This window comes from Streptomyces sp. NPDC001634 (genome assembly GCF_040298185.1).
Classification (GTDB): Bacteria; Actinomycetota; Actinomycetes; order Streptomycetales; family Streptomycetaceae; genus Streptomyces.
Genome location: NZ_JBEOZU010000060.1, coordinates 42400 through 60343, shown reverse-complemented (window position 1 = coordinate 60343; position 17944 = coordinate 42400). Strand labels below are relative to the sequence as shown.

The following is a 17944-nucleotide window of genomic DNA, read 5'->3' as shown; positions in this document are numbered from 1 at the left end:
CCGCGCGGCCGCCCTTAACTGGATTCACCACACCGGCGGGACGCGATCCCGTCGCTCCGACCGCACCGCTGGGGGCTCCCCGCGCGCGGGCAGCCGCCCACCTTCAGTCGCATTCCGTCTGGCTGCACAACAGCATCCGGGGCGCCCTCGGCCTCGGCATCGCGGTCGCTCTCGCCCACGCGACGAGCGTTCAGCACTCCTTCTGGGTGCTCCTGGGAACCCTGTCCGTGCTGCGCTCCAACGCGCTCAACACCGGTCAGAAGGCGCTGCGCGCCCTGGGCGGGACGATCGCGGGCTCACTCATCGGGGCAGGACTGCTTCACCTCATCGGCCACCACGGCACCCTGCTGTGGTTCCTGCTGCCGTCGGCCGTGCTGCTGGCCGGCATCGCCCCCACCGCCATCTCGTTCGCGGCCGGCCAGGCAGCCTTCACGATCACCCTGGTGATCCTGTTCAACATCGGGCACCAACCCAACTGGCACATTGCGCTGCTACGGCTCCAGGACATCTCCCTCGGCTGCGCGGTGAGCGTGCTGGTGGGCCTGCTGTTCTGGCCGCGCGGCGCCGCGTCCGCCGTCGACCGGGCTCTCGCCGAGGCATACACGGACAGCGCCCGCTATCTGGCCGGCGCGGTGGAGTACGCCGTCGGCCGCTCCGGCACCGACCCCGCACCGGCCGAGGCTCCGGTGCAGGAACGCCGCGAGGCCGCGGCCGCCGCCCGCAGACTCGACGACGCCTTCCGCAGCTACCTCGCCGAACGCGGCCCGAAGCCCGTACCCCTGGCGAACATGACCACCCTTGTCACGGGCGTCGTCGGGCTGCGGCTCGCCGCGGATGCCGTACTGGGACTGTGGTACCGCGACGACGGGCGACAGCGCTCCGATGCGGGCCGGACCGAAGGCCGACCGGACGCGGATGCGGGCCGGGACGACGCCCGTCTCGTACTGCTGGGGGCCGCGGGCCGGGTGTCGGACTGGTACCGGGATCTGGCCGTCGCCCTGGCCCGGCACACCTCTGTCCCGGATCCCCTGTCGCGCAATCCCGCCGCCGAGGCACGCCTGGTCGAGGGCGTCCGCCAGGATCTGGGCGACGACCACGGGCAGGCGACGGCCACCGCCGTACGCATCATCTGGACCGCTGACCACCTCAAAGCCGCGCGCCGGCTGCAGCCCGACCTGGTGGCGGCGGCGGGGGCGGGCGCGCCGTCCTGACCCGCGGCGACGAGCCACGTCAGGAAGGTTTCGGCGGCTGGATCCACCCCAGGGACCGCTCGACGGCTCGCCGCCAGCAGAGGTACTCCCACTCCCGACGCTCGGGGTCCATGTCCGGCAGCCACTGGGCCGCCCGGTGCCAGTTGCGGCGCAGAACCTCCAGATCGGGCCAGAACCCGGCGGCGAGGCCGGCGGCGTAGGCCGCGCCGAGCGAGACGGTCTCGGCGACCAGGGGACGCACCACGGGGACGTCGAGCACATCGGCCAGGAACTGCATGAGCAGGTTGTTGGAGGTCATGCCGCCGTCCACCTTGAGCTGCTTCATGGCGAGCGCGGAGTCGGCGTTCATGGCGTCGACGACCTCACGGGTCTGCCAGCCGGTGGCCTCCAGGACGGCTCGTGCCAGGTGGCCCTTGGTGATGTAGGAGGTGAGGCCGACGATGACTCCGCGGGCGTCGCTGCGCCAGTGGGGTGCGAACAGTCCGGAGAACGCCGGGACGATGTAGCAGCCGCCGTTGTCCTCGACGGTGCGTGCCAGGGTCTCGATCTCGGGTGCGCTGCTGATCAGTCCCAGACGGTCGCGGAACCACTGGACCAGCGAGCCGGTGACGGCGATCGGGCCTTCCAGACCGTAGACCGTGGGCTGGCCCGCGATCTTGTACGCCACGGTGGTGAGGAGTCCGTGGCGGGACCGTACGAGGTCGGTGCCGGTGTTCATCACCAGGAAGCTGCCGGTCCCGTAGGTGCACTTCGCTTCGCCCGGCGAGAAGCAGGTCTGGCCGAACAGGGCGGCCTGCTGGTCGCCGAGGGCGGCCGTGATGCGGACGCCCGGGAGGACCGACCGGGCCTCGGCGTAGGTCTCGGCGGAGGGCCGGATCTCGGGCAGCATCGAGTGCGGGACCCCGAAGAACTCCAACAAGTCTTCGTCCCAGGTCAGCGTGCGGATGTTGATGAGCATGGTGCGGCTGGCGTTGGTGGCGTCGGTGATGTGCAGGCCGCCGTCCGTACCGCCGGTGAGATTCCAGATCAGCCAGCTCTCGATCGTGCCGAACAGCACCTCGCCGTCCTGGGCGCGCTGCTCCAGCCCGTCCACGTGGTCGAACAGCCATCGGATACGGGGCGCCGAGAAGTAGGTCGAGGGGGGAAGGCAGCAGCGGTCGAGGAAGAACTCGTCCCCGGGCTGTTTCCTCAGGTCCTCGACGAGCGGAGCGGTACGGGTGTCCTGCCAGACGATCGCCCTGCCCAGCGGAAGGCCGGTCCGCCGGTCCCAGAGCACCGTCGTCTCCCTCTGGTTGGCGATCCCGATGGCGGCGATCTGCCGGGCGTCCATGCCGCCGTTCGCCACTGCCTCGGGCACGATGCGCTGGAGGTTGCGCCAGATCTCGACGGCGTCGTGCTCGACCCAGCCGGGCCGGGGGAAGTACTGCTGATGCTCCCGCTGGGCGACCGACACCAGCCGCCCGCGGTGGTCGAACAGGATGCATCGTGTGGAGGTGGTGCCCTGGTCGATGGACATCACATACCGTTCAACCATGATCGGGCCTGCCTTCCGATGCGTCGCGGGGGCGCCGGTACCTACCAGCGGGCCGCGCCCAGGTCTCTGGAGATCGCCCGTGCAGCCTCCCGCAGCAGGGTGATCAGGGCCGGTTGGGGCTGCCCCTTGGAGTCGCAGATCCGCTCGACCGGGCCGGATACGCCGATCGCGCCCACGACGAGGCCGCCCGACCCCCGGATCGGCGCGGCGATGCCGGCCTCGCCCATGCTCATTTCCTGTACCTCGGCGCCCCACCCGAGTTCGCGGATCTCGGCGAGCGTCCGGTTGAGGTCGTCCGGGAGGACCAGGGTGTGCCGGGTGTACGCCTCCAGTCCGGCCGCGACCAGGGGTTCGACCGGCTCGGCCCCGAAGGCGAGCAGGACCTTGCCGAGCGAGGAGGCGTGCAGCGGCAGCAGCGTGCCCACGTCCAGGGTCTGAAGGGTGTCGTCCGGCCGGAAGACGTGGTGGACCACGAGCACCTTGCCCTCCAGGGGCGTGCCCAGGCGGACGGCCTCCCCGCTGCGGGCGGCCAGGGCGTCGGCCCAGTTGATGGAGCGCGACCGCAGCTCATTGACGTCGAGGTAGCTGGTGCCGAGGTGCAGCAGCGCCGCCCCGAGCTGGTACTTTCCGGTCGCGGCGTCCTGCTCGACGAAGTCCACGTGTTGCAGGGTGCGGAGAATGCCGTGGGCGGTGCCCTTGGCGAGCCCGAGCGACGACGCCACCTCGCCGAGGCCCAGCCGACGCGGACCGCCGGCGAGCAGACGCAGGATCGCCGCCGCCCGTTCTATGGACTGGACTGGGCCGGCCATGATGCGATCCTAGTCCGATTTCGCCCTGATTTCAGACTTCCGTTCGGTAATGCCGACCCATGTTCATTGACCGCCCGCGGATCCCTCCTTAGCGTGCCATAACGCCCGGCCTGCGGCCGGAAGCGGGGACTGTTGGAGGAGGGCATATGACTGTAGCGCAGCTCAACGCCGCGCCCGGCGCGGAAGTCGAATACGTCTTTCCGCTGCCGCACGCCCCCAAGGCCGTCCCGGCCGTACGGCGACGCGTGACCGCGGTTCTCGGCACCTGGGACCTGCCCCCCGACGGCGCCGACGACGTGCTCCTGGTGGTCTCGGAGCTGATCACCAATGCGGTCGTCCATGCCCTGCCCCCGGCAACACTGCGGCTTTCGCGCGTCCTGGTGGACGGTTGCAGGGCCGTACACGTCGATGTGACCGACATGGGGGCTGCGGCTACGGCCGGGCTGCCGGCCCGAGAAGTCGACCCGGACGAGCACGGCCGGGGCATCGACATCGTCACCACGCTGGCGGCCCGGTCCGGTGTACGCGAGCACTCCGGGGGCACCAGCTGGTGGGCGGACGTGCTCGTGGGGTGAACTCCCTCCGGCGGTCACGATCGGGGGCGGGGAAAGGTCTCCAGGGCGCTCGCGAGGCCGGTGGCATCGGTTCCGATCTTCCGGTAGACGGAGCACAGCAGCTGCCTGACGCCCTGCTCGGTGAGACACAGATCCTTCGCGACCACCGCCTCGGGATGGCCCTGGGCCGTCATTTCGGCGGCTTTGCGCTCATGAGCCGTGAGCGTGTCCGTCTGCGCGTAGCGCAGGGGCAGGGGCCGCAGCCCCGCCGCGGACAGTTCTTCCCTGGCTCGGGAGGCCAGGGCCTCCGCACCGCAGTGGACGGCGCCCTCCAGGCCCCGGTAGAGCCGGTCGGCGGCCTCCTGCAGCCGGCCGTTGCGGAACAGCGCGGCGCCATGGCCGACCAGGGCCTCGGCCAGCTCGTACGAGGCCGGTGAACGCTCCAGATGCCCGACGGCCTCCGCGTGGAGGTCCAGCGCGGCCGGTCCGCCGGTCATCTCGGCCTCGACGTGCAGCGCCCGGCCGATCGCGGAGGCCGCGCCGAAGTCCCGTGCCAGCTTGACGGCGTCCCGGGCCAGGCGGACCGCCCGCTCTGGAGCCTTGGGAGCGACGGCGGACGCCAGGTCCAGGCGCCAGGGACACCACGCAGGATTGCGCCAGGCCCGTGACTCCAGCCACTCCCCGACGGCGGACAGCAGTTCCTCCGCCTCCTCGTGTCGCCCCTCCGCCAGAAGCAGTTCGGCGTACACCGTGCGGGGATCGGGGTAGACGACGGCATTGGGGACGATCTCCCCGTAGTGGTAGGAGTCGGCGAGCCGGCGCGCGTCGGCGGTCCGTCCCCGGGCCAGCAGGATCTGGATGAGGATGCCGATGGCGAACAACTGGGCGGGCACCGCCCCCTCCACCCGGACGGCGATGCGCAGGCCCTCCCGTACCAGTTCCTCCGCCTCGGCCAGACAGCCGCGGCGGTGGCGGATGTAGCCGAAGAGGGTCTGACCGAGAGCCAGATGGGAGCCGCGCCAGCCCTTCGCCTCGCATTCCGCGATGCCCCGGGTGAACAGCTCTTCGGCCCGTCGTGGCTGGTCGCAGTACATGAACGTCAGGGCGACGGAGACCGGCACCTCGAAGCCCCGGTTCTCGTCGGTCCAGCTCAGTCCGCCGCGCAGCGCCTCCTCGGCGTATGTGAGGACCGTTCTGCGCGATTCGCCGCGCAGCAGGGCGTCCCAGGCCCTCAGCCCGAGGATGTAACGCTCCCCCGGACCGCGACCGGTCAGGCGTTCGGCCAGCCGTGCCAGCCTGCGCGAACGGGCCGGCGAGTCCGGTTCGTCGGCCCGGCACTGGCTCCATTGGAAATGGTCGGCCTGCATACGCAGCCGCGTACGCGGATTGGTGGCCTGCCGCGCCTCGTTCTCGGCCACGGTCGCGGCCTCGGCCACTCGATCGGTGTGGGCCAGTGCCTGGGTCAGCCGGTAGACGATACGGGCGCGCAGCTCGTCGTCGTTCACGGGTTCCGTCAGCGCCGCCCGCAGATGGCCGACGGTCGCCGTGGGCTCGATCAGAAACGTCGAGCCTGCGAGTTCGTAGAGAATCGCCGCGCGCTCCTCCCGAGCGGGTGGCTCCCGCAGTGCCCGGGTCAGCACACGCCGTGCGGCCTCCGGAGCTCCGGCACGGAGGTACTCACGTGCGGCCTCCCGCAGGCACTGGACCGCTTCGGCGTTGCCCTCGCAGGGGACCTCCAGCAGATGCCGGGCCGCCGCGGTGGCTCCGAGTCCCGCCGCGCGGACGGCCTCAGCGGCGGCGTTGTGCATCCCCACCCGCAGGCCGGAGGGGATGGCCCGGTAGACGGCCGTGGCGATCAGGGGATGAACGAACTCCAGGCCGCCCCCGGGGCCGGGGCCGTCGGCCAGGATGCGGGCGGCACGTAACTTCTCGGCCGCCTCGGCGGCCTGCTCGCTGCCGAGCACCGCGATGGTGGCGGCGAGTTCCGGCGAGATGGGGGATCCCAGTACGGCAGCGGCCCAGGCGAACCGGACGGTGGGGCCGCCGAGGCGCTGCAGGCTCTCGATCATTCCGGCACCCTTGACCGCCGAGGCGAGGTCTCGCACCACGGGCAACTCGCCCTGGGTGCCCCGTACTTGCCGTTCCCGGAGCCGGATGGCGAGCTCGACCGTCTCGAACGGGCTTCCGCCGGTGATCGCCCAGCATTCGTCGCAGAAATCGTCCTCGGCTCCCTCACCGACTTCGTCCCGCACGATCCGCGCCACGCCCTCGGCGGTGAGCGGCGCCAGTGCGTAGGGACGGTTTCCGTGACGTTCGGCCAGCGAGCGGAAGGCGGTCGCCTCGGGCGGCAGTTCGTCGGGCCGGTAGGCGACGACGATGAGCAGCGGAAGGCCTTCCGCCCGTGGCGCGAAGGAGGCGAGCCAGCTCAGGGACTCCTCATCGGCCCAGTGCATGTCGTCCAGGAGCAGGACGACCGGAGCCTTGATCACCGTCAGCCGGGTCATGACCCAGTCCAGGCCGTCGCGCACCCCGGTCGGATCCGGCACTCGGGCAGTGTCCTCCGCCTCCAGTCCCAGGGCGGCGGCGACGATGTCGTACCAACTCCCCAGCACCTCCCGGCGTTCCGCCTCGTCCATCGCTGCCAGGACCGGCTGCACGAGCTGGCGCACCACGCGGAACGCCAGGCCCTGTTCCTTCTCGCCGCCCCTGCCCGAGAGCACCGTGAACCCCTGCGCCGTGGCGCGGGTACGCACTTCCCCGAGGAGTGTCGTCTTCCCGAATCCCCCCGAACCGGTGAAGGCGAGCAGCCCGCCCTGCCGCGCTCGCGCGACGCCGTCCACGGCGTCGTGAAGGTCCGACAATGCCGAGTCGACCGCCTCGAGTTCCCGATGGCGCTCGAGCAACGCCCGGCGCCCGGTGACCGGTTGCCGTGTTCCGTCCGCCATGTGCCCCTGTCGCTTCCTGCTGTCAGCTCCTGGAAGACAGCGTCGAGCGTACGCCCCGGTGGCCGCCCGGTAGAGGCTTTGGGAGGTCAGCGCATATGGAAAGAGTGAATCGTTCACGGCGCCGGTTTGCCCGTCAGCACCTCGGGTAACGCGGCTGAGCTGGGCTCCTTCGGGGAGCCCAGCCGTTCGTCATTGGCCGGCGGGCACGGTCGCGGTGTCCGCGTAGCGCGGCACACCGAGGGACCAGTAGTAGCAGCCTCGGATCCAGCCGGCCATGCATTCCACATAGCCCCGGCCGGCGGGGCTCAGCTCCGGCAGTGTCTCTCCGGCGAGCCGCTCGAACTCCCGGATGGTGTCGTTGATCCGCCTGGTCGCGAGAGTGACGGCCTCCGGCAGGGAGCAGCGGTGGTCATGGCGGTAGGCGAGAGCCAGATTGATCACTCCGCCCGCCCGTTGCTCCTTCACCGCGGAGAACAGGTCGGGTATCCACACGGCCGCGTCGGCCGACAGCCGCCGCAGACGCCGCATGGCGGGGTGACCGAGCTCCGCGGGCGTCAGTTCGTGAGGCTGTGCCGCCTCGCACAGCGGGTGGAAGGGCTCGACGCCCGCGGTGAGCGACCGTATCGAACCGCACAGCCGGATCCCCAGCCGGAGCGGGTCGGTCTGGGCCACCGCCTCGTACAACAGGCCGTGCACATACTCGCGGCTGTACCAGGCCCATCGAGCGGACTGTGCGGGGGTGCAGTGTTCCCTGACCTGCCGGTGGAGATCTGCGAGGGCGGCTCCAAGGAGGGTGCTGGGCGGTCGGTCGTCGCGCAGGACGGCGATGCTCTCGCTCAGCATGGGCAGCAGTCGGCTCGGCGACCGTCGGCCGACGTCCTCGGCGCGGTCGTCGAAGACGAACTGGTAGGCGATCTGGTTGGCCACGATCCGGAGGATGTCGGCGTTCACCGTGGGGCTGGTGTAGGAGGCGAGTTGGGCGGGGCGGGTGTAGGCGATCATCGCCGCCACCGCGGGGTCGTCCGTCAGCCCGCATTTGCGTAACCAATTCTCCACACCGGCCAGGGCCTCGGGTTCATGGGGATTACTCAGGAAGGGGAAGGGCATGTAGAGCTCGGCCTGGATCTGTTCCTTCAGACTTCCGACATGAATTCCGTTGTGCGATGCGGGCGGGAGACCCTCATGCGTCATGGTCACCTTTGTCGCCTTCCCTTCGCCGGCCCCGTGGCCGAGGTGTCTGTGTCATTCCGGTTGTGAGGGACATCTGCTCGGACCGCGACAACATTTCGCGCGCAGTACACGGGCCTTCCGGCCGGGGCGGAGGAGATGATTGCGCGGGGTGCGGACGGCCTTTGCCCGCGGTCCGTGAAACCTGTGCCGGGGCTTCCCCGGACCCCGTACATGAGCGGGGTTCGCAGATCATCACCAACGACCTCGGTCCGAGGGTCGCCGCTGGACGCGGCTGCTCGACATGCCCGGGGAGCGGACGCAGGCGCCAGCGACTGGCGATCGTCGCGACGGCCAGCGTGGCCTCCGCCATGGCGAACGTGTCCCCGACGCATTTGCGGCTGCCCGCCGCGAAAGGCAGCAGCGCACCGTGCGGTACGGCCGTGACCTGCTCCGGAAGCCAGCGATCGGGGAGAAATCGGTCGGGGTCGGGGAACGACGCGGGATCGTGGTGCAGAAGATAGGGGCTGTACAGGACGGTGGCTCCCTTCGGGAGCCGGATTCCGGCGAGGTCCGTCTCCCTGGTGGTGACCCTGGTGAAGAGCCAGCCGGGCGGATACGCGCGCAGGGTCTCGGTGACCACGCTGCGGGTGTAGACCAGGCGCGGCAGTTCCTCGAGGCCCGGCCGCCCTGCGTGGGCGAGCACCGCGTCGACCTCGGAGTGCAGCCGGCGCTCGACCTCCGGGTGACGGGGCAGCAGGCTGAAGACGGAGCCCAGGCACATCGCCGTGCTCTCGACTCCGGTGAGCAGGAGCGTGATCAGCTGGTCATGGATTTCCTGCCCGCTGACCGCAGCCGCCGCACCGTCTCCGCCGTGGTCCGCCTCGGCGTTCAGCAGGGTGCCCAGCAGATCGTCGCGGGGCGAGCCCTGCCGGCGCCGGTCGATGGCCGCGTCGATGATCGCGTGCAGGCGGTCGAAGGCCTGCCGGTAGCGGCGGTTCGCGGGCGTGGGAATACGGAACAGTGGGCCGAGCGGTACGACCGTGCGGATGAACAGGCCCCGGACGAGGGCCGCGAGGCAGTCCCGTACCTCGGCGACGGTCGCGGCGTCGAGTGCGTCGGAGAGCAGGACCCGACTGGTCACGCGGGTGGTCAGCGCCAGCATCGCCGCGCTGACATCGACCTTCTCCCCCGGCCGCCACGCACGGAACACCGACTCGGCCTCCTCCCCCATCACCCGCGTGTAGTCGGCGATGCGGGACGGGTGGAAGGTGGGCCGGATGAGCCTGCGCTGCCGTCGATGTTCTTCATGACCGCAGGTGACCAGGCCGTTTCCCATCAGCGGCCGGAGCCGGTCGTACTGCGGCCCGCCCTTGTCGAAGGTACGCGGGTCCATGAGGATCCGGTGGACCAGCTCGGGGTGGCAGGCCAGCCACGCGCGCTGCGGGCCGAGGCGTATCTCGACCAGATCCCCGTACACGGGCAGGGAATTCAGAAAGTCCAACGGGCGACGGAACAGGGTGATACCGTGACCGACGATTGGGAATATGCCTGGCGCAGTACCCACGGACCATATTCGCTCTGCTTTGGGTTCGGCACCGCTCATGGAATGCCACCTTCCTCATTCGAACCGGGGAAATCGGTGAATGTCCCACCGGCTGGACACCTGAGTCATGTCCTGCCCAGTCCAACCCGTTGAGGCCTCCCGGAATCCCTTTTTCGAGGGGGCGCACAGGAGCACAGAGAAGCATCGGCGAACCGCCGTAGATGCCTGCTACACCGACTGAGGATTTGCTTCTGCACGGGCCGCGTTACGTCCACCCACCGCACCACATGGCCGCACACCTCTTGGATCATTCGGACTCAAATGATATGACGTTGCTGCTCGGGGTGGCGGTGTCGGCACCTGAGCAACTGTCCATCCCGTACGGCTCACCGGTAACCCTTGGCGGCGAAGGACACCCGACATGCCTACCCCTCTGAGCGCTGACCGGCGGCCGGGCCGACCTGCCCGCCGCCGTGCGCTGGGCCCGTGAGGCCGAGGACGCCGGCTTCGACGCCGCCATGGTCGGCGAACACATGATCACTGCGGGCGAGGTCACGGGTACTGTCACCGTGACGGCTTCTTCGCCGGGCCGCGTACGGCGTCGCCGGCACCTTGGTCACCCGTTCTCCCGGAATGAGCCGCTCGACCGGCGTGAGGGCACGTGCCGCAGCTCTGGCTCACGGCTGTGTGCAGGTGGCGCGCAGGAGAAGCACCGCGATGTCGTCGGTGTGCCGGCCCGTGGGCCAGGTGTGATGGACCAGGCCGTCGATCAGGTCTTCCAGGTCCTGGCCGGTAACGGCCGAGGAGTGACCCGTGCTGGGACCGGCTACGAGGGGGGTACCGGGAAAAGCATGCAGCTGCTGGTGGCGTGAGCCAGCAGGCGGTCCGTCGCGTCGACCAACTTCGCCTCGGCGAGGGCGGTTTGGCGGCCCCTGTGGACGACCGTGCCGATGGCGCGCACCCTCCCCGTGTCCACCGTGATCCGGCGCAGGAACTTCACGGTCAGGTCGAGCGACGTGTACGCCATGCCCTCGGGCAGCGTGGAATGGACGGCGCAGCCTGCCGCGGAGTCGAGGAGGGTGGCGTAGACGCCGCCGTGCACGCTGCCGATCGGGTTGTAGTGCTCCTCGCCCGGGGCCAGTGAGAACACCACTCTGCCGGGCTCGACCTCGTCGAGTGCGATGTCCAGGGTGGCGGTGATGGGCGGACCGGGCAGACGCCCCGCCTGGATGTCGCGTAGGAAGTCCATGCCGGGGACCCGTCCGGCGGCCGCTGCCGAGATCGCCGGATCTTCCCACTCGTACGTACGGATCCGTCCCACGCTCTGGCGCCTCCCTCTCTGCCTTCGAAAGCCGAAGCTAGCTCTCGCTTGCTCTGACTGTCAATGACGAAGCCAGACTCCGTACCATGAGGGCATGAACTGGCTTGAGGTGAGCACGGAGAACTGCTCCGTCCAGCGCACGCTCGATCTGGTCGGCGAGAAGTGGACGCTGCTGATCCTTAGGGACGCCGTCAACGGAGTCCGCCGCTTCGACGACTTCCACCGCCATATCGGCCTGTCGGAGGCGGTCCTGAGCGACCGGCTCCGGAAGCTGACCTCGGCCGGCATCCTGGAGACCGTGCCCTACCGGGAGCCGGGCAGTCGCTCCCGCAACGAGTACCACGTGACCCGTAAAGGCTGGGACCTGTGGCCCGTCCTGATCGCGCTGCGGCAGTGGGGCGAGACGTATGCCGCCGCCCCGGAGGGCGCCCTGCTGGACATTCGCCATACCGAGTGCGGTGCCCCGGTGCGCGTCGTCGTCGAGTGCTCGGCCGAGCACACCGCGCTGACCCCGGCGGATGTCACCGCCCGGCCGGGGCCGGGGGCCCGTCGTCAGGCATGACGCGGGCCCGCAACGGAGGCCGGGTCATCGGTCGGGGCGTCGGCGCCTGGCCCCCAGGCGGGCGAAGTACTCAATGAGGTCCGGGTTGTCGACGGCGGCGGGGTTGACCACCTGGTCGGCGGGCGCGCCCTGTAGCAGCCGCGGTGCTGCGGGCTACATCATCACCGTCAGCTGTACGTCACGGGCGCTGATGTCGTTGGTGAGGACGAGACCGGCGACTTACGACGGCAGATCCCGCTCCTCGACCACGGTGCCCACGGGCAGCGGTGCACCCATGACCAGGCCGAGTTCGACCTCGTAGTCGAGGAACTTCACGTGCGACGGCCGCACGATCGTGTCGCGCGGCCCGCTGACAGAACCGGACCGCGCTCCAGCACCACATGTCCCAGGCGCTGGATTCGGGACGGCTCTCGCGGCGGGCGCTGCGCGGCATTCGTACGACGGTGTTCGGTACCGGTGTTCAGGGTGAGCGGCCGCTGCTCGGGCAGCGCGGGCAGCTGCCCGGCACAGTGCACCACCCGCACCGGGAAGCCGGAGGGATCGAGCAGGTCGACCGCCCTCCCGCCGCCGGGTACGTCCAGGTCGCGTACGGCGGAGCCGGTGGCGCGGGCCAGCCGGTCCAGGTCGGCCCGCTCGACCGCACGGAACGCCGGGCCGATGAAGCGGGACGTACGGCCCCTGCGGATCACCATGCAGGGCGGGCCGGCGAAGGTGCCGCGCAGCCAGAGGCTGTCCGGAGTGCGGGCCGCCACCGAAAACCCGAAATCCCGGGCGAACACCTCGGCCCCGCCCAGATCGGGCTTCTCGAACTCGAGCCAGGCCAGGTCCGCCACCTTGATCACCGGGTTGCGGGCCCGTCCCTGGTGCTCGCCGCGCAGGGCACCCCGCTCACTGTGCAGGTTCTGGTGAGCGGTGCCGGCCTCGGCCCTGCCGCCTTGGGTGTGGGACATGACGTCCTCCAAGCATCATTGCCTTCATCAACTCTGTTCATCTCATCGTCAATAGTTGACAGCTATCCAAATGATGGATTCATCAGAACTGCGGCAGGCGTCGCCGTACCTGGGCACCGAGGAACCGTGTGGTCACTGCGCCGGCGCGCTGATCTCCCGCTTGAGGATCTTGCCGCTGGGCCCGGTGGGCAGCTTGTCCACGAGCCACACCGCGCGCGGGTACTTGTACGCCGCCACCCGGTCCTTGACGTACTGCTGGAGCTCCTCGGGCGCGGCCTGCGCGCCCGGCCGCAGAACCACCGCGGCCGCGATCTCCTCGCCCAGCTCCTGGTGGGACACCCCCACCACCGCGGCGAGCGCGACCGCCGGGTGCTCGTGCAGCACCTCCTCGATCTCGCGCGGATAGACGTTGTAACCGCCGCGGATGATCATGTCCTTCTTGCGGTCGACGATGTAGAGGTAGCCGTCCTCGTCCTGCCGCGCGAGATCGCCCGTGCGCAGCCAGCCGTCCGGGATGGTGGCCGCGGTCTCCTCCGGACGGTTCCAGTACCCCTTCATCACGTTCGGCCCGCGCACGGCCAGCTCGCCGATCTCGCCGAAGGCCACATCCTGGCCCTTCTCGTCCAGCAGCCGCACCTCCACGTCCTGGATCGGGGTGCCGACGGACCCGGCCTTGCGCGGCCGGTCGGGGTGGTTGAAGCTGACCACCGGGCTGGTCTCTGACATGCCGAAACCCTCCAGCACCATGCAGCCGAAGCGCCGCTCGAAGCCGTGCAGGACCTCCACCGGCAGCGAGGCCCCACCGGAGATGCACATCCGCAGCGTCGACACATCCGCCTCCGCGGGGTGCTGCAGCAGCGCCGCGTACATCGTCGGCACGCCCTCGAACACCGTCGCACGCTCGCGGGCGATGGCGTCCAGCACGGTCCCCGGGTCGAAGCGCGGGATCAGGACGAGCGAGGCGCCGCTGCGGACGGCCACGCTCATGGTGCAGATCTGGCCGAATATATGGAACAGCGGCAGACATCCCACCACCACGTCCTCCGACGTCATCCGCTGTATGAGCGTCGCGTTGACGTCGGTGTTGTGCCGCAGTCCGGCGTGGGTGAGCGCGGCGCCCTTGGGACGCCCGGTGGTGCCCGACGTGTACAGCAGTACGGCCACGTCCTCGCCGGCCGTCTCCGTCACCCCGGACAGCGGCTCGTGCCCGGCCAGCAGCTCGGCGAAGACGGAAGGCTCCACCGCGATGTGCCGCACCCCGGCGGCGGCCGCGCCCTGGGCCCCCTCGCCGGGCGCCTGGTGCCACTCGAACAGCAGCACCGCCCCGGAGTCGTTCAGGTGGTACTCGGTCTCCCGCGTCTTCAGCAGCGGGTTCATCGGCACCACGATCGCCCCGGCGCGCAGCACGCCGTAGTACAGGACGACGAACTCGGGAACGTTGGGCAGCATCAGAGCGACGCGATCCCCCGGCCGCACACCCTCGGCCCGCAGCAGCGCGGCGGCGCGGGCGCTGCGCTCGTCCAGCTCCGCGTAGGTGGTGACCTGCGGCCCCAGGCGCAGCACCGGACGTCCGGGCTGCCGCCCCGCCGTCTCCACCAGAAACTCCGCCAGATTGGCCATGGCCCGCCTCCACGAACGTCATCGTTGAAATCCGCTGTTCACGTTCCCGACATCGTGCTGCGCTCGGTTGCGACGTCCTATGGGCGGGGTGACACCATCCCCCGTCCAGGATTGTTCCTGAGACCAAAACAGGGGCAGTACGCTGCAGGAATGGACCTCTCGGATGTGGTCGCGGCGATACATGCGCGGCTTCCGGAACTGGGCGAGCGGATGGCCCTGCGGATCCGCTCGGACGTCGATTCCTACACGGACGAGTCGCTGATCCCCTTCGACTCGCTCCGCCGCTCGTGCACCGCCAACGCGGACCTCGTGCTGAGCCATTTGCACCGTGACGGCGCCCCGGACCCGGGACCCGCCCGCGAGACCGGTCGTATCCGCGCCGAGCAGGGCATGCCACTGGCCGACACCCTGCACGCGTACCGGATCGGCTTCGAGTTCGTGTGGTCGGAGATCCTCGAGGAGGCGCGAGGCCATGGGGTCTCCGACGCCGAGTTGGTGGACCAGTCGGCGGAGATCTGGGCGCTGTTCGGCCTCTACGCCGAGGCAGTGGTGGCGGCCCACCGGGAGACCACCGCCGAGCTGACCCTGCAGCGCGAGGCGCGACGCTCAGCGCTGGTGGAGGCGCTGTTCACCGGCGTGATCGCCGAACGCACCACGCTGTGGGAGGCCGCCCGGGAGCTGGGCCTGCCGGAGCGCGGTCCCTACACGGTCGTCGCGGCGACGGCCGGTTCTCCGGGTGAGGAGCCGCTGGCGGGTACCGAGGCGACACTGGGCCAGGCCCATATCCCGTCCGCCTGGCGGCTGTTGCCGGACCAGCAGATAGGCCTGGTCGCCCTGGCCACGGCGGAGGCGGAGAAGGCCGGCCTGCGTATCCTGCGCCGCGCCCGCGCCCGCGTGGGCGTCAGTCCCCTCTTCCACTCGCTGCGGGACACCCCGCAGGCACTGCGCTTCGCGCGGCTGGCCCTGGCCGGTCTGCCCGGCACCGGCCCGGGCGTCGCACGGTTCGACGACAACCCGCTGGCCATGCTGGTCGCCGCCGCTCCGGCCGAGGCGGCCCACCTGGTGGAAGTGGTCCTCAAACCCCTGCTCGGCCTGCCGGCCCCGGAACGCGCTCGCCTCCTCGACACCCTGGAACACTGGTTCGCCGCCGCCGGGTCCGCCACTGCGGCGGCCCAGAGCCTCTTCGTCCACCCCAACACCGTCCGCTACCGGCTGCGCCGCATCGAGGAGCTGACCGGCCGTTCCCTGTCCGATCCGCGCACAGCGGCAGACCTCGGCGCGGCTCTCGTCGCGGTTCGCAGCTCCGCGGCAAGGGACGGCGCCCTCACGGTGCCGCCCTACCGGAGAGAGCAGTAACCCGACCGTTGTTCACGCCGTGTCGACGACATCCCGAACGCTTTGCCCGATTTAGGCTGGCCGGGCTGCTACCGGCTTCCCCGTCGGCTCGCACGCCGGTCACTCGGATCCGTTCGAGACGTGCAGGAGCGATCATGGTCGACACCCCACTGATTCTCGTGACCGGCGCGGCAGGGAGCGTGGGTTCGGTGGGCCGCCTGGTCGTGGGGGACCTTTCGCTCGCCGCCGACGTCACCAAGGCACTGGACGGCTGTCAGCGCATGTATTTCGGCATGAGCGTGTCGTCCCAGTATCTGGAGGCGGCGCTGGTCACCGCTGCTGCGGCACGCGCCTACGGAGGTCTGCAGGCTTTCGTCAACATGTCGCAGATGACTGTCTCCCAGATGGACCTCACCCGCACGGCCGAGTCACAGCAGCAGCGTCAGCACTGACTCACCCTGTCCCGAAGGGAAGCCTGAGGGTTCCGTCCCGCACGCGTACTTCGCCCGTGACGGCGCACGATGTCGCCCATGTCGTCGCCGCCGTCCTCGTCGACCCGTCTCCGCACACCGGACACTCGGCCGACCGGCGTCCGGTGTACGGGAATTCGTCGAGGACAACCCCGAACTGTTCCGGACGGCGACCTGAGGGCGGAACAGACGCCACCCCTCACGTAGTCACCCGCGCACCGGTACCACAAGCCCCACGTGATGTGCTGCGCGAGCAGACGCGAGACCATGATGGGTAGGACTCTGTACGTCGTTTCGATCTGTACGTCGTTTCGATCTGTACGTCGTGAACGTCGGAATGCAGAGGTGGAGTGATGAACGCAGACTTTGATGTGGTCGTCCTCGGAGCGGGTCCGGGTGGATACGTGGCGGCCATCCGCGCGGCCCAGTTGGGACTTCGTACAGCCATCGTGGAGGGACGCTTCTGGGGCGGCGTCTGTCTGAACATCGGCTGTATCCCGGCCAAGTCGCTCCTGCGCAACGCCGAGGTCGCGCAGTTGGTCCTGCATGACGCCGAGAAGTTCGGTGTGAAGATCAGCGGGGACGTGACCCTGGACTACCGGACCGCCTATGCGCGAAGCCGTGTGGTGGCCGACGGACGCTCGAAGGGCGTCACCTATCTCATGCGCAAGAACAAGATCGCCCAGTTCGAGGGCCAGGGCACTTTCCTCGACCCGCACACGATGCAGGTGCGCATGAGTGACGAGGAGGTGATGCTGTCCTTCCGCCATTGCATCATCGCGACCGGCGCAACCGTGAAGCTGCTTCCCGGTACGACGCTGGGCAAGCGCGTCGTCACCTACGAAGAACAGATTCTCGCCGACAGTCTCCCCGCGAGCCTGATCATCGCCGGCGCCGGGGCGATCGGGGTCGAGTTCGCCTACCTGCTTCGGGCCTACGGCGTTGAGGTCACGTTGGTCGAGTTCCTCGACCGGATCGCGCCGTTGGAGGACGAAGACGTCTCGGCAGAGCTCACTAAGCGCTTCAAACGCCAAGGGATCCGTGTGCTCACCTCTGCCCGCGTGGAGTCCATCGAGGAAGCCGCGGACGGCGTCCGTGTGGTGGTCCAGCAGGGCGGCGGGCAGCAGGTCCTGGAGGCGGAGAAGGTCCTGCAGGCCACGGGCTTCCAGCCGAGGACGGCCGGCTACGGGCTGAGCAGTACGGGTGTACGTCTCACCGAGCGAGGTGCCATCGACATCGACGGGCGCTGCCGCACCAGCCGGCCGCACATCTACGCCATCGGCGATGTCACTGCGAAGCAGATGCTGGCCCACACCGCCGAGGCCATGGGCATCGTCGCCGCCGAGACCATCGCGGGTGCGGAGACGATGGAACTGGACTACCGCATGATTCCGCGCGCCACGTTCTGTCAGCCCCAGATCGCCAGTTTCGGCTGGACGGAGAGCGAGGCACGCGACGAGGGCTTCGACGTCCATGTGGCGAAGTTCCCCTTCACGGCCAATGCCAAGGCGCACGGCTTCGGCGACACGGTCGGGTTCGTGAAGCTGGTCAGTGACGGGCGCTACGGCGAATTGCTCGGCGCCCACATGATCGGTCCTGATGTGACGGAGCTGCTGCCGGAGCTGACCTTGGCGCAGAAGTGGGATCTGACGGTGAATGAGCTCGCCAGGAACGTCCATGCGCATCCGACGCTCAGCGAAGCGGTCCAGGACGCCATTCACGGCCTGGCGGGGCACATGATCAATCTCTGATGGCACCATCACGAGCCATGCACGGTTCGTCCTTTTTCGATCCTTTTTCTCTCTTTTTTCCACTATGCGCTCCGCGACCCGTTTGAGCATGTCGTTCCTGCGCGAGATACTGAAAGGCACTTGCCGACGCGCGTTCCTGCCGATCGGTCGGACCCGCGTGTCCGACCGG

13 protein-coding genes and 3 pseudogenes are annotated in these 17944 nt (G+C 69.6%); 7 read left to right on the top strand and 9 right to left on the bottom strand.

From position 1 onward, the window contains the following. Positions 1 to 1211 (top strand): FUSC family protein (locus ABT186_RS32145; RefSeq protein ID WP_351928061.1); only part of this gene is annotated, 1211 nt, incomplete at its 5' end. 19 nt (positions 1212 to 1230) lie between these two features. Here the strand turns inward: ABT186_RS32145 and glpK are convergent. Continuing rightward, on the bottom strand, positions 1231 to 2745 hold the full coding sequence (gene glpK / locus ABT186_RS32140; protein WP_351928059.1) for a glycerol kinase GlpK: 1515 nt from the start codon (positions 2743 to 2745) through the stop codon (positions 1231 to 1233). Positions 2746 to 2786: 41 nt separating this feature from the next. Further along, positions 2787 to 3554, bottom strand: coding sequence for an IclR family transcriptional regulator (locus tag ABT186_RS32135; protein WP_351231430.1), 768 nt, complete (start codon positions 3552 to 3554; stop codon positions 2787 to 2789). A gap of 146 nt (positions 3555 to 3700) precedes the next feature. Here ABT186_RS32135 and ABT186_RS32130 point away from each other — a divergent pair, with 146 nt between their 5' ends. Then, on the top strand, positions 3701 to 4129 hold the full coding sequence (locus tag ABT186_RS32130) for an ATP-binding protein (RefSeq protein WP_351231428.1): 429 nt from the start codon (positions 3701 to 3703) through the stop codon (positions 4127 to 4129). Positions 4130 to 4143: 14 nt separating this feature from the next. Here ABT186_RS32130 and ABT186_RS32125 read toward each other — a convergent pair whose 3' ends face one another. The 3 genes from ABT186_RS32125 to ABT186_RS32115 form a co-directional block, all read right to left on the bottom strand. Beyond that, positions 4144 to 7053, bottom strand: a complete 2910-nt coding sequence (locus ABT186_RS32125) for an ATP-binding protein (protein ID WP_351928057.1) — start codon at positions 7051 to 7053, stop codon at positions 4144 to 4146. Between the two features lie 189 nt (positions 7054 to 7242). Then, positions 7243 to 8244 (bottom strand): (-)-alpha-amorphene synthase, encoded by a 1002-nt coding sequence (locus ABT186_RS32120; RefSeq protein WP_351928055.1) that lies wholly within the window; start codon positions 8242 to 8244, stop codon positions 7243 to 7245. Continuing rightward, the gene (locus tag ABT186_RS32115) at positions 8234 to 9826 is read right to left on the bottom strand and encodes a cytochrome P450 (RefSeq protein ID WP_351928053.1); all 1593 of its coding nucleotides are present in this window, start codon (positions 9824 to 9826) and stop codon (positions 8234 to 8236) included. Before ABT186_RS32115 ends, ABT186_RS32120 begins: the two co-directional genes overlap by 11 nt. A 380-nt stretch (positions 9827 to 10206) precedes the next feature. Here ABT186_RS32115 and ABT186_RS32110 point away from each other — a divergent pair. Then, positions 10207 to 10305, top strand: a pseudogene (locus tag ABT186_RS32110) (F420-dependent oxidoreductase); the annotation flags it as partial. 287 nt (positions 10306 to 10592) lie between these two features. Here ABT186_RS32110 and ABT186_RS32105 read toward each other — a convergent pair. Then, positions 10593 to 11087 carry a PaaI family thioesterase gene (locus ABT186_RS32105; RefSeq protein WP_351928051.1) on the bottom strand — a complete coding sequence of 165 codons (495 nt, stop codon included), beginning with the start codon at positions 11085 to 11087 and terminating at the stop codon, positions 10593 to 10595. 94 nt (positions 11088 to 11181) lie between these two features. Here ABT186_RS32105 and ABT186_RS32100 point away from each other — a divergent pair, with 94 nt between their 5' ends. Beyond that, on the top strand, positions 11182 to 11649 hold the full coding sequence (locus ABT186_RS32100) for a winged helix-turn-helix transcriptional regulator (protein ID WP_351231420.1): 468 nt from the start codon (positions 11182 to 11184) through the stop codon (positions 11647 to 11649). Positions 11650 to 11871: 222 nt separating this feature from the next. Here ABT186_RS32100 and ABT186_RS32095 read toward each other — a convergent pair. The 3 genes and pseudogenes from ABT186_RS32095 to ABT186_RS32085 form a co-directional block, all read right to left on the bottom strand. After that, positions 11872 to 12012: pseudogene (locus ABT186_RS32095) on the bottom strand (fumarylacetoacetate hydrolase family protein); the annotation flags it as partial. A 5-nt stretch (positions 12013 to 12017) separates the two neighbouring features. Next, positions 12018 to 12599: pseudogene (locus ABT186_RS32090) on the bottom strand (VOC family protein); the annotation flags it as partial. A gap of 132 nt (positions 12600 to 12731) precedes the next feature. Next, on the bottom strand, positions 12732 to 14219 hold the full coding sequence (locus tag ABT186_RS32085; RefSeq protein WP_351928049.1) for a long-chain-fatty-acid--CoA ligase: 1488 nt from the start codon (positions 14217 to 14219) through the stop codon (positions 12732 to 12734). A gap of 150 nt (positions 14220 to 14369) precedes the next feature. On the opposite strand from ABT186_RS32085, the gene ABT186_RS32080 reads away from it, so the two are divergent. From ABT186_RS32080 to lpdA, 3 genes are all read left to right on the top strand, one after another. Next, positions 14370 to 15575, top strand: coding sequence for a PucR family transcriptional regulator (locus ABT186_RS32080; RefSeq protein ID WP_351928047.1), 1206 nt, complete (start codon positions 14370 to 14372; stop codon positions 15573 to 15575). Between the two features lie 134 nt (positions 15576 to 15709). Continuing rightward, positions 15710 to 16006 (top strand): Rossmann-fold NAD(P)-binding domain-containing protein, encoded by a 297-nt coding sequence (locus ABT186_RS32075; RefSeq protein WP_351231414.1) that lies wholly within the window; start codon positions 15710 to 15712, stop codon positions 16004 to 16006. 371 nt (positions 16007 to 16377) lie between these two features. Next, a complete protein-coding gene (gene lpdA / locus ABT186_RS32070) occupies positions 16378 to 17775 on the top strand; it encodes a dihydrolipoyl dehydrogenase (RefSeq protein ID WP_351928045.1) in 1398 nt (465 codons plus the stop codon). Positions 17776 to 17944: the final 169 nt, after the last annotated feature.

Coding starts and splice junctions, on each gene's coding strand:
- glpK (WP_351928059.1), bottom strand. CDS start 2,745: ATGGTTGAACGGTATGTGATGTCCATCGACCAGGGCACCACCTCCACA.
- ABT186_RS32135 (WP_351231430.1), bottom strand. CDS start 3,554: ATGGCCGGCCCAGTCCAGTCCATAGAACGGGCGGCGGCGATCCTGCGT.
- ABT186_RS32130 (WP_351231428.1), top strand. CDS start 3,701: ATGACTGTAGCGCAGCTCAACGCCGCGCCCGGCGCGGAAGTCGAATAC.
- ABT186_RS32125 (WP_351928057.1), bottom strand. CDS start 7,053: ATGGCGGACGGAACACGGCAACCGGTCACCGGGCGCCGGGCGTTGCTC.
- ABT186_RS32120 (WP_351928055.1), bottom strand. CDS start 8,244: ATGACGCATGAGGGTCTCCCGCCCGCATCGCACAACGGAATTCATGTC.
- ABT186_RS32115 (WP_351928053.1), bottom strand. CDS start 9,826: ATGAGCGGTGCCGAACCCAAAGCAGAGCGAATATGGTCCGTGGGTACT.
- ABT186_RS32100 (WP_351231420.1), top strand. CDS start 11,182: ATGAACTGGCTTGAGGTGAGCACGGAGAACTGCTCCGTCCAGCGCACG.
- ABT186_RS32085 (WP_351928049.1), bottom strand. CDS start 14,219: ATGGCCAATCTGGCGGAGTTTCTGGTGGAGACGGCGGGGCGGCAGCCC.
- ABT186_RS32080 (WP_351928047.1), top strand. CDS start 14,370: ATGGACCTCTCGGATGTGGTCGCGGCGATACATGCGCGGCTTCCGGAA.
- ABT186_RS32075 (WP_351231414.1), top strand. CDS start 15,710: ATGGTCGACACCCCACTGATTCTCGTGACCGGCGCGGCAGGGAGCGTG.
- lpdA (WP_351928045.1), top strand. CDS start 16,378: ATGAACGCAGACTTTGATGTGGTCGTCCTCGGAGCGGGTCCGGGTGGA.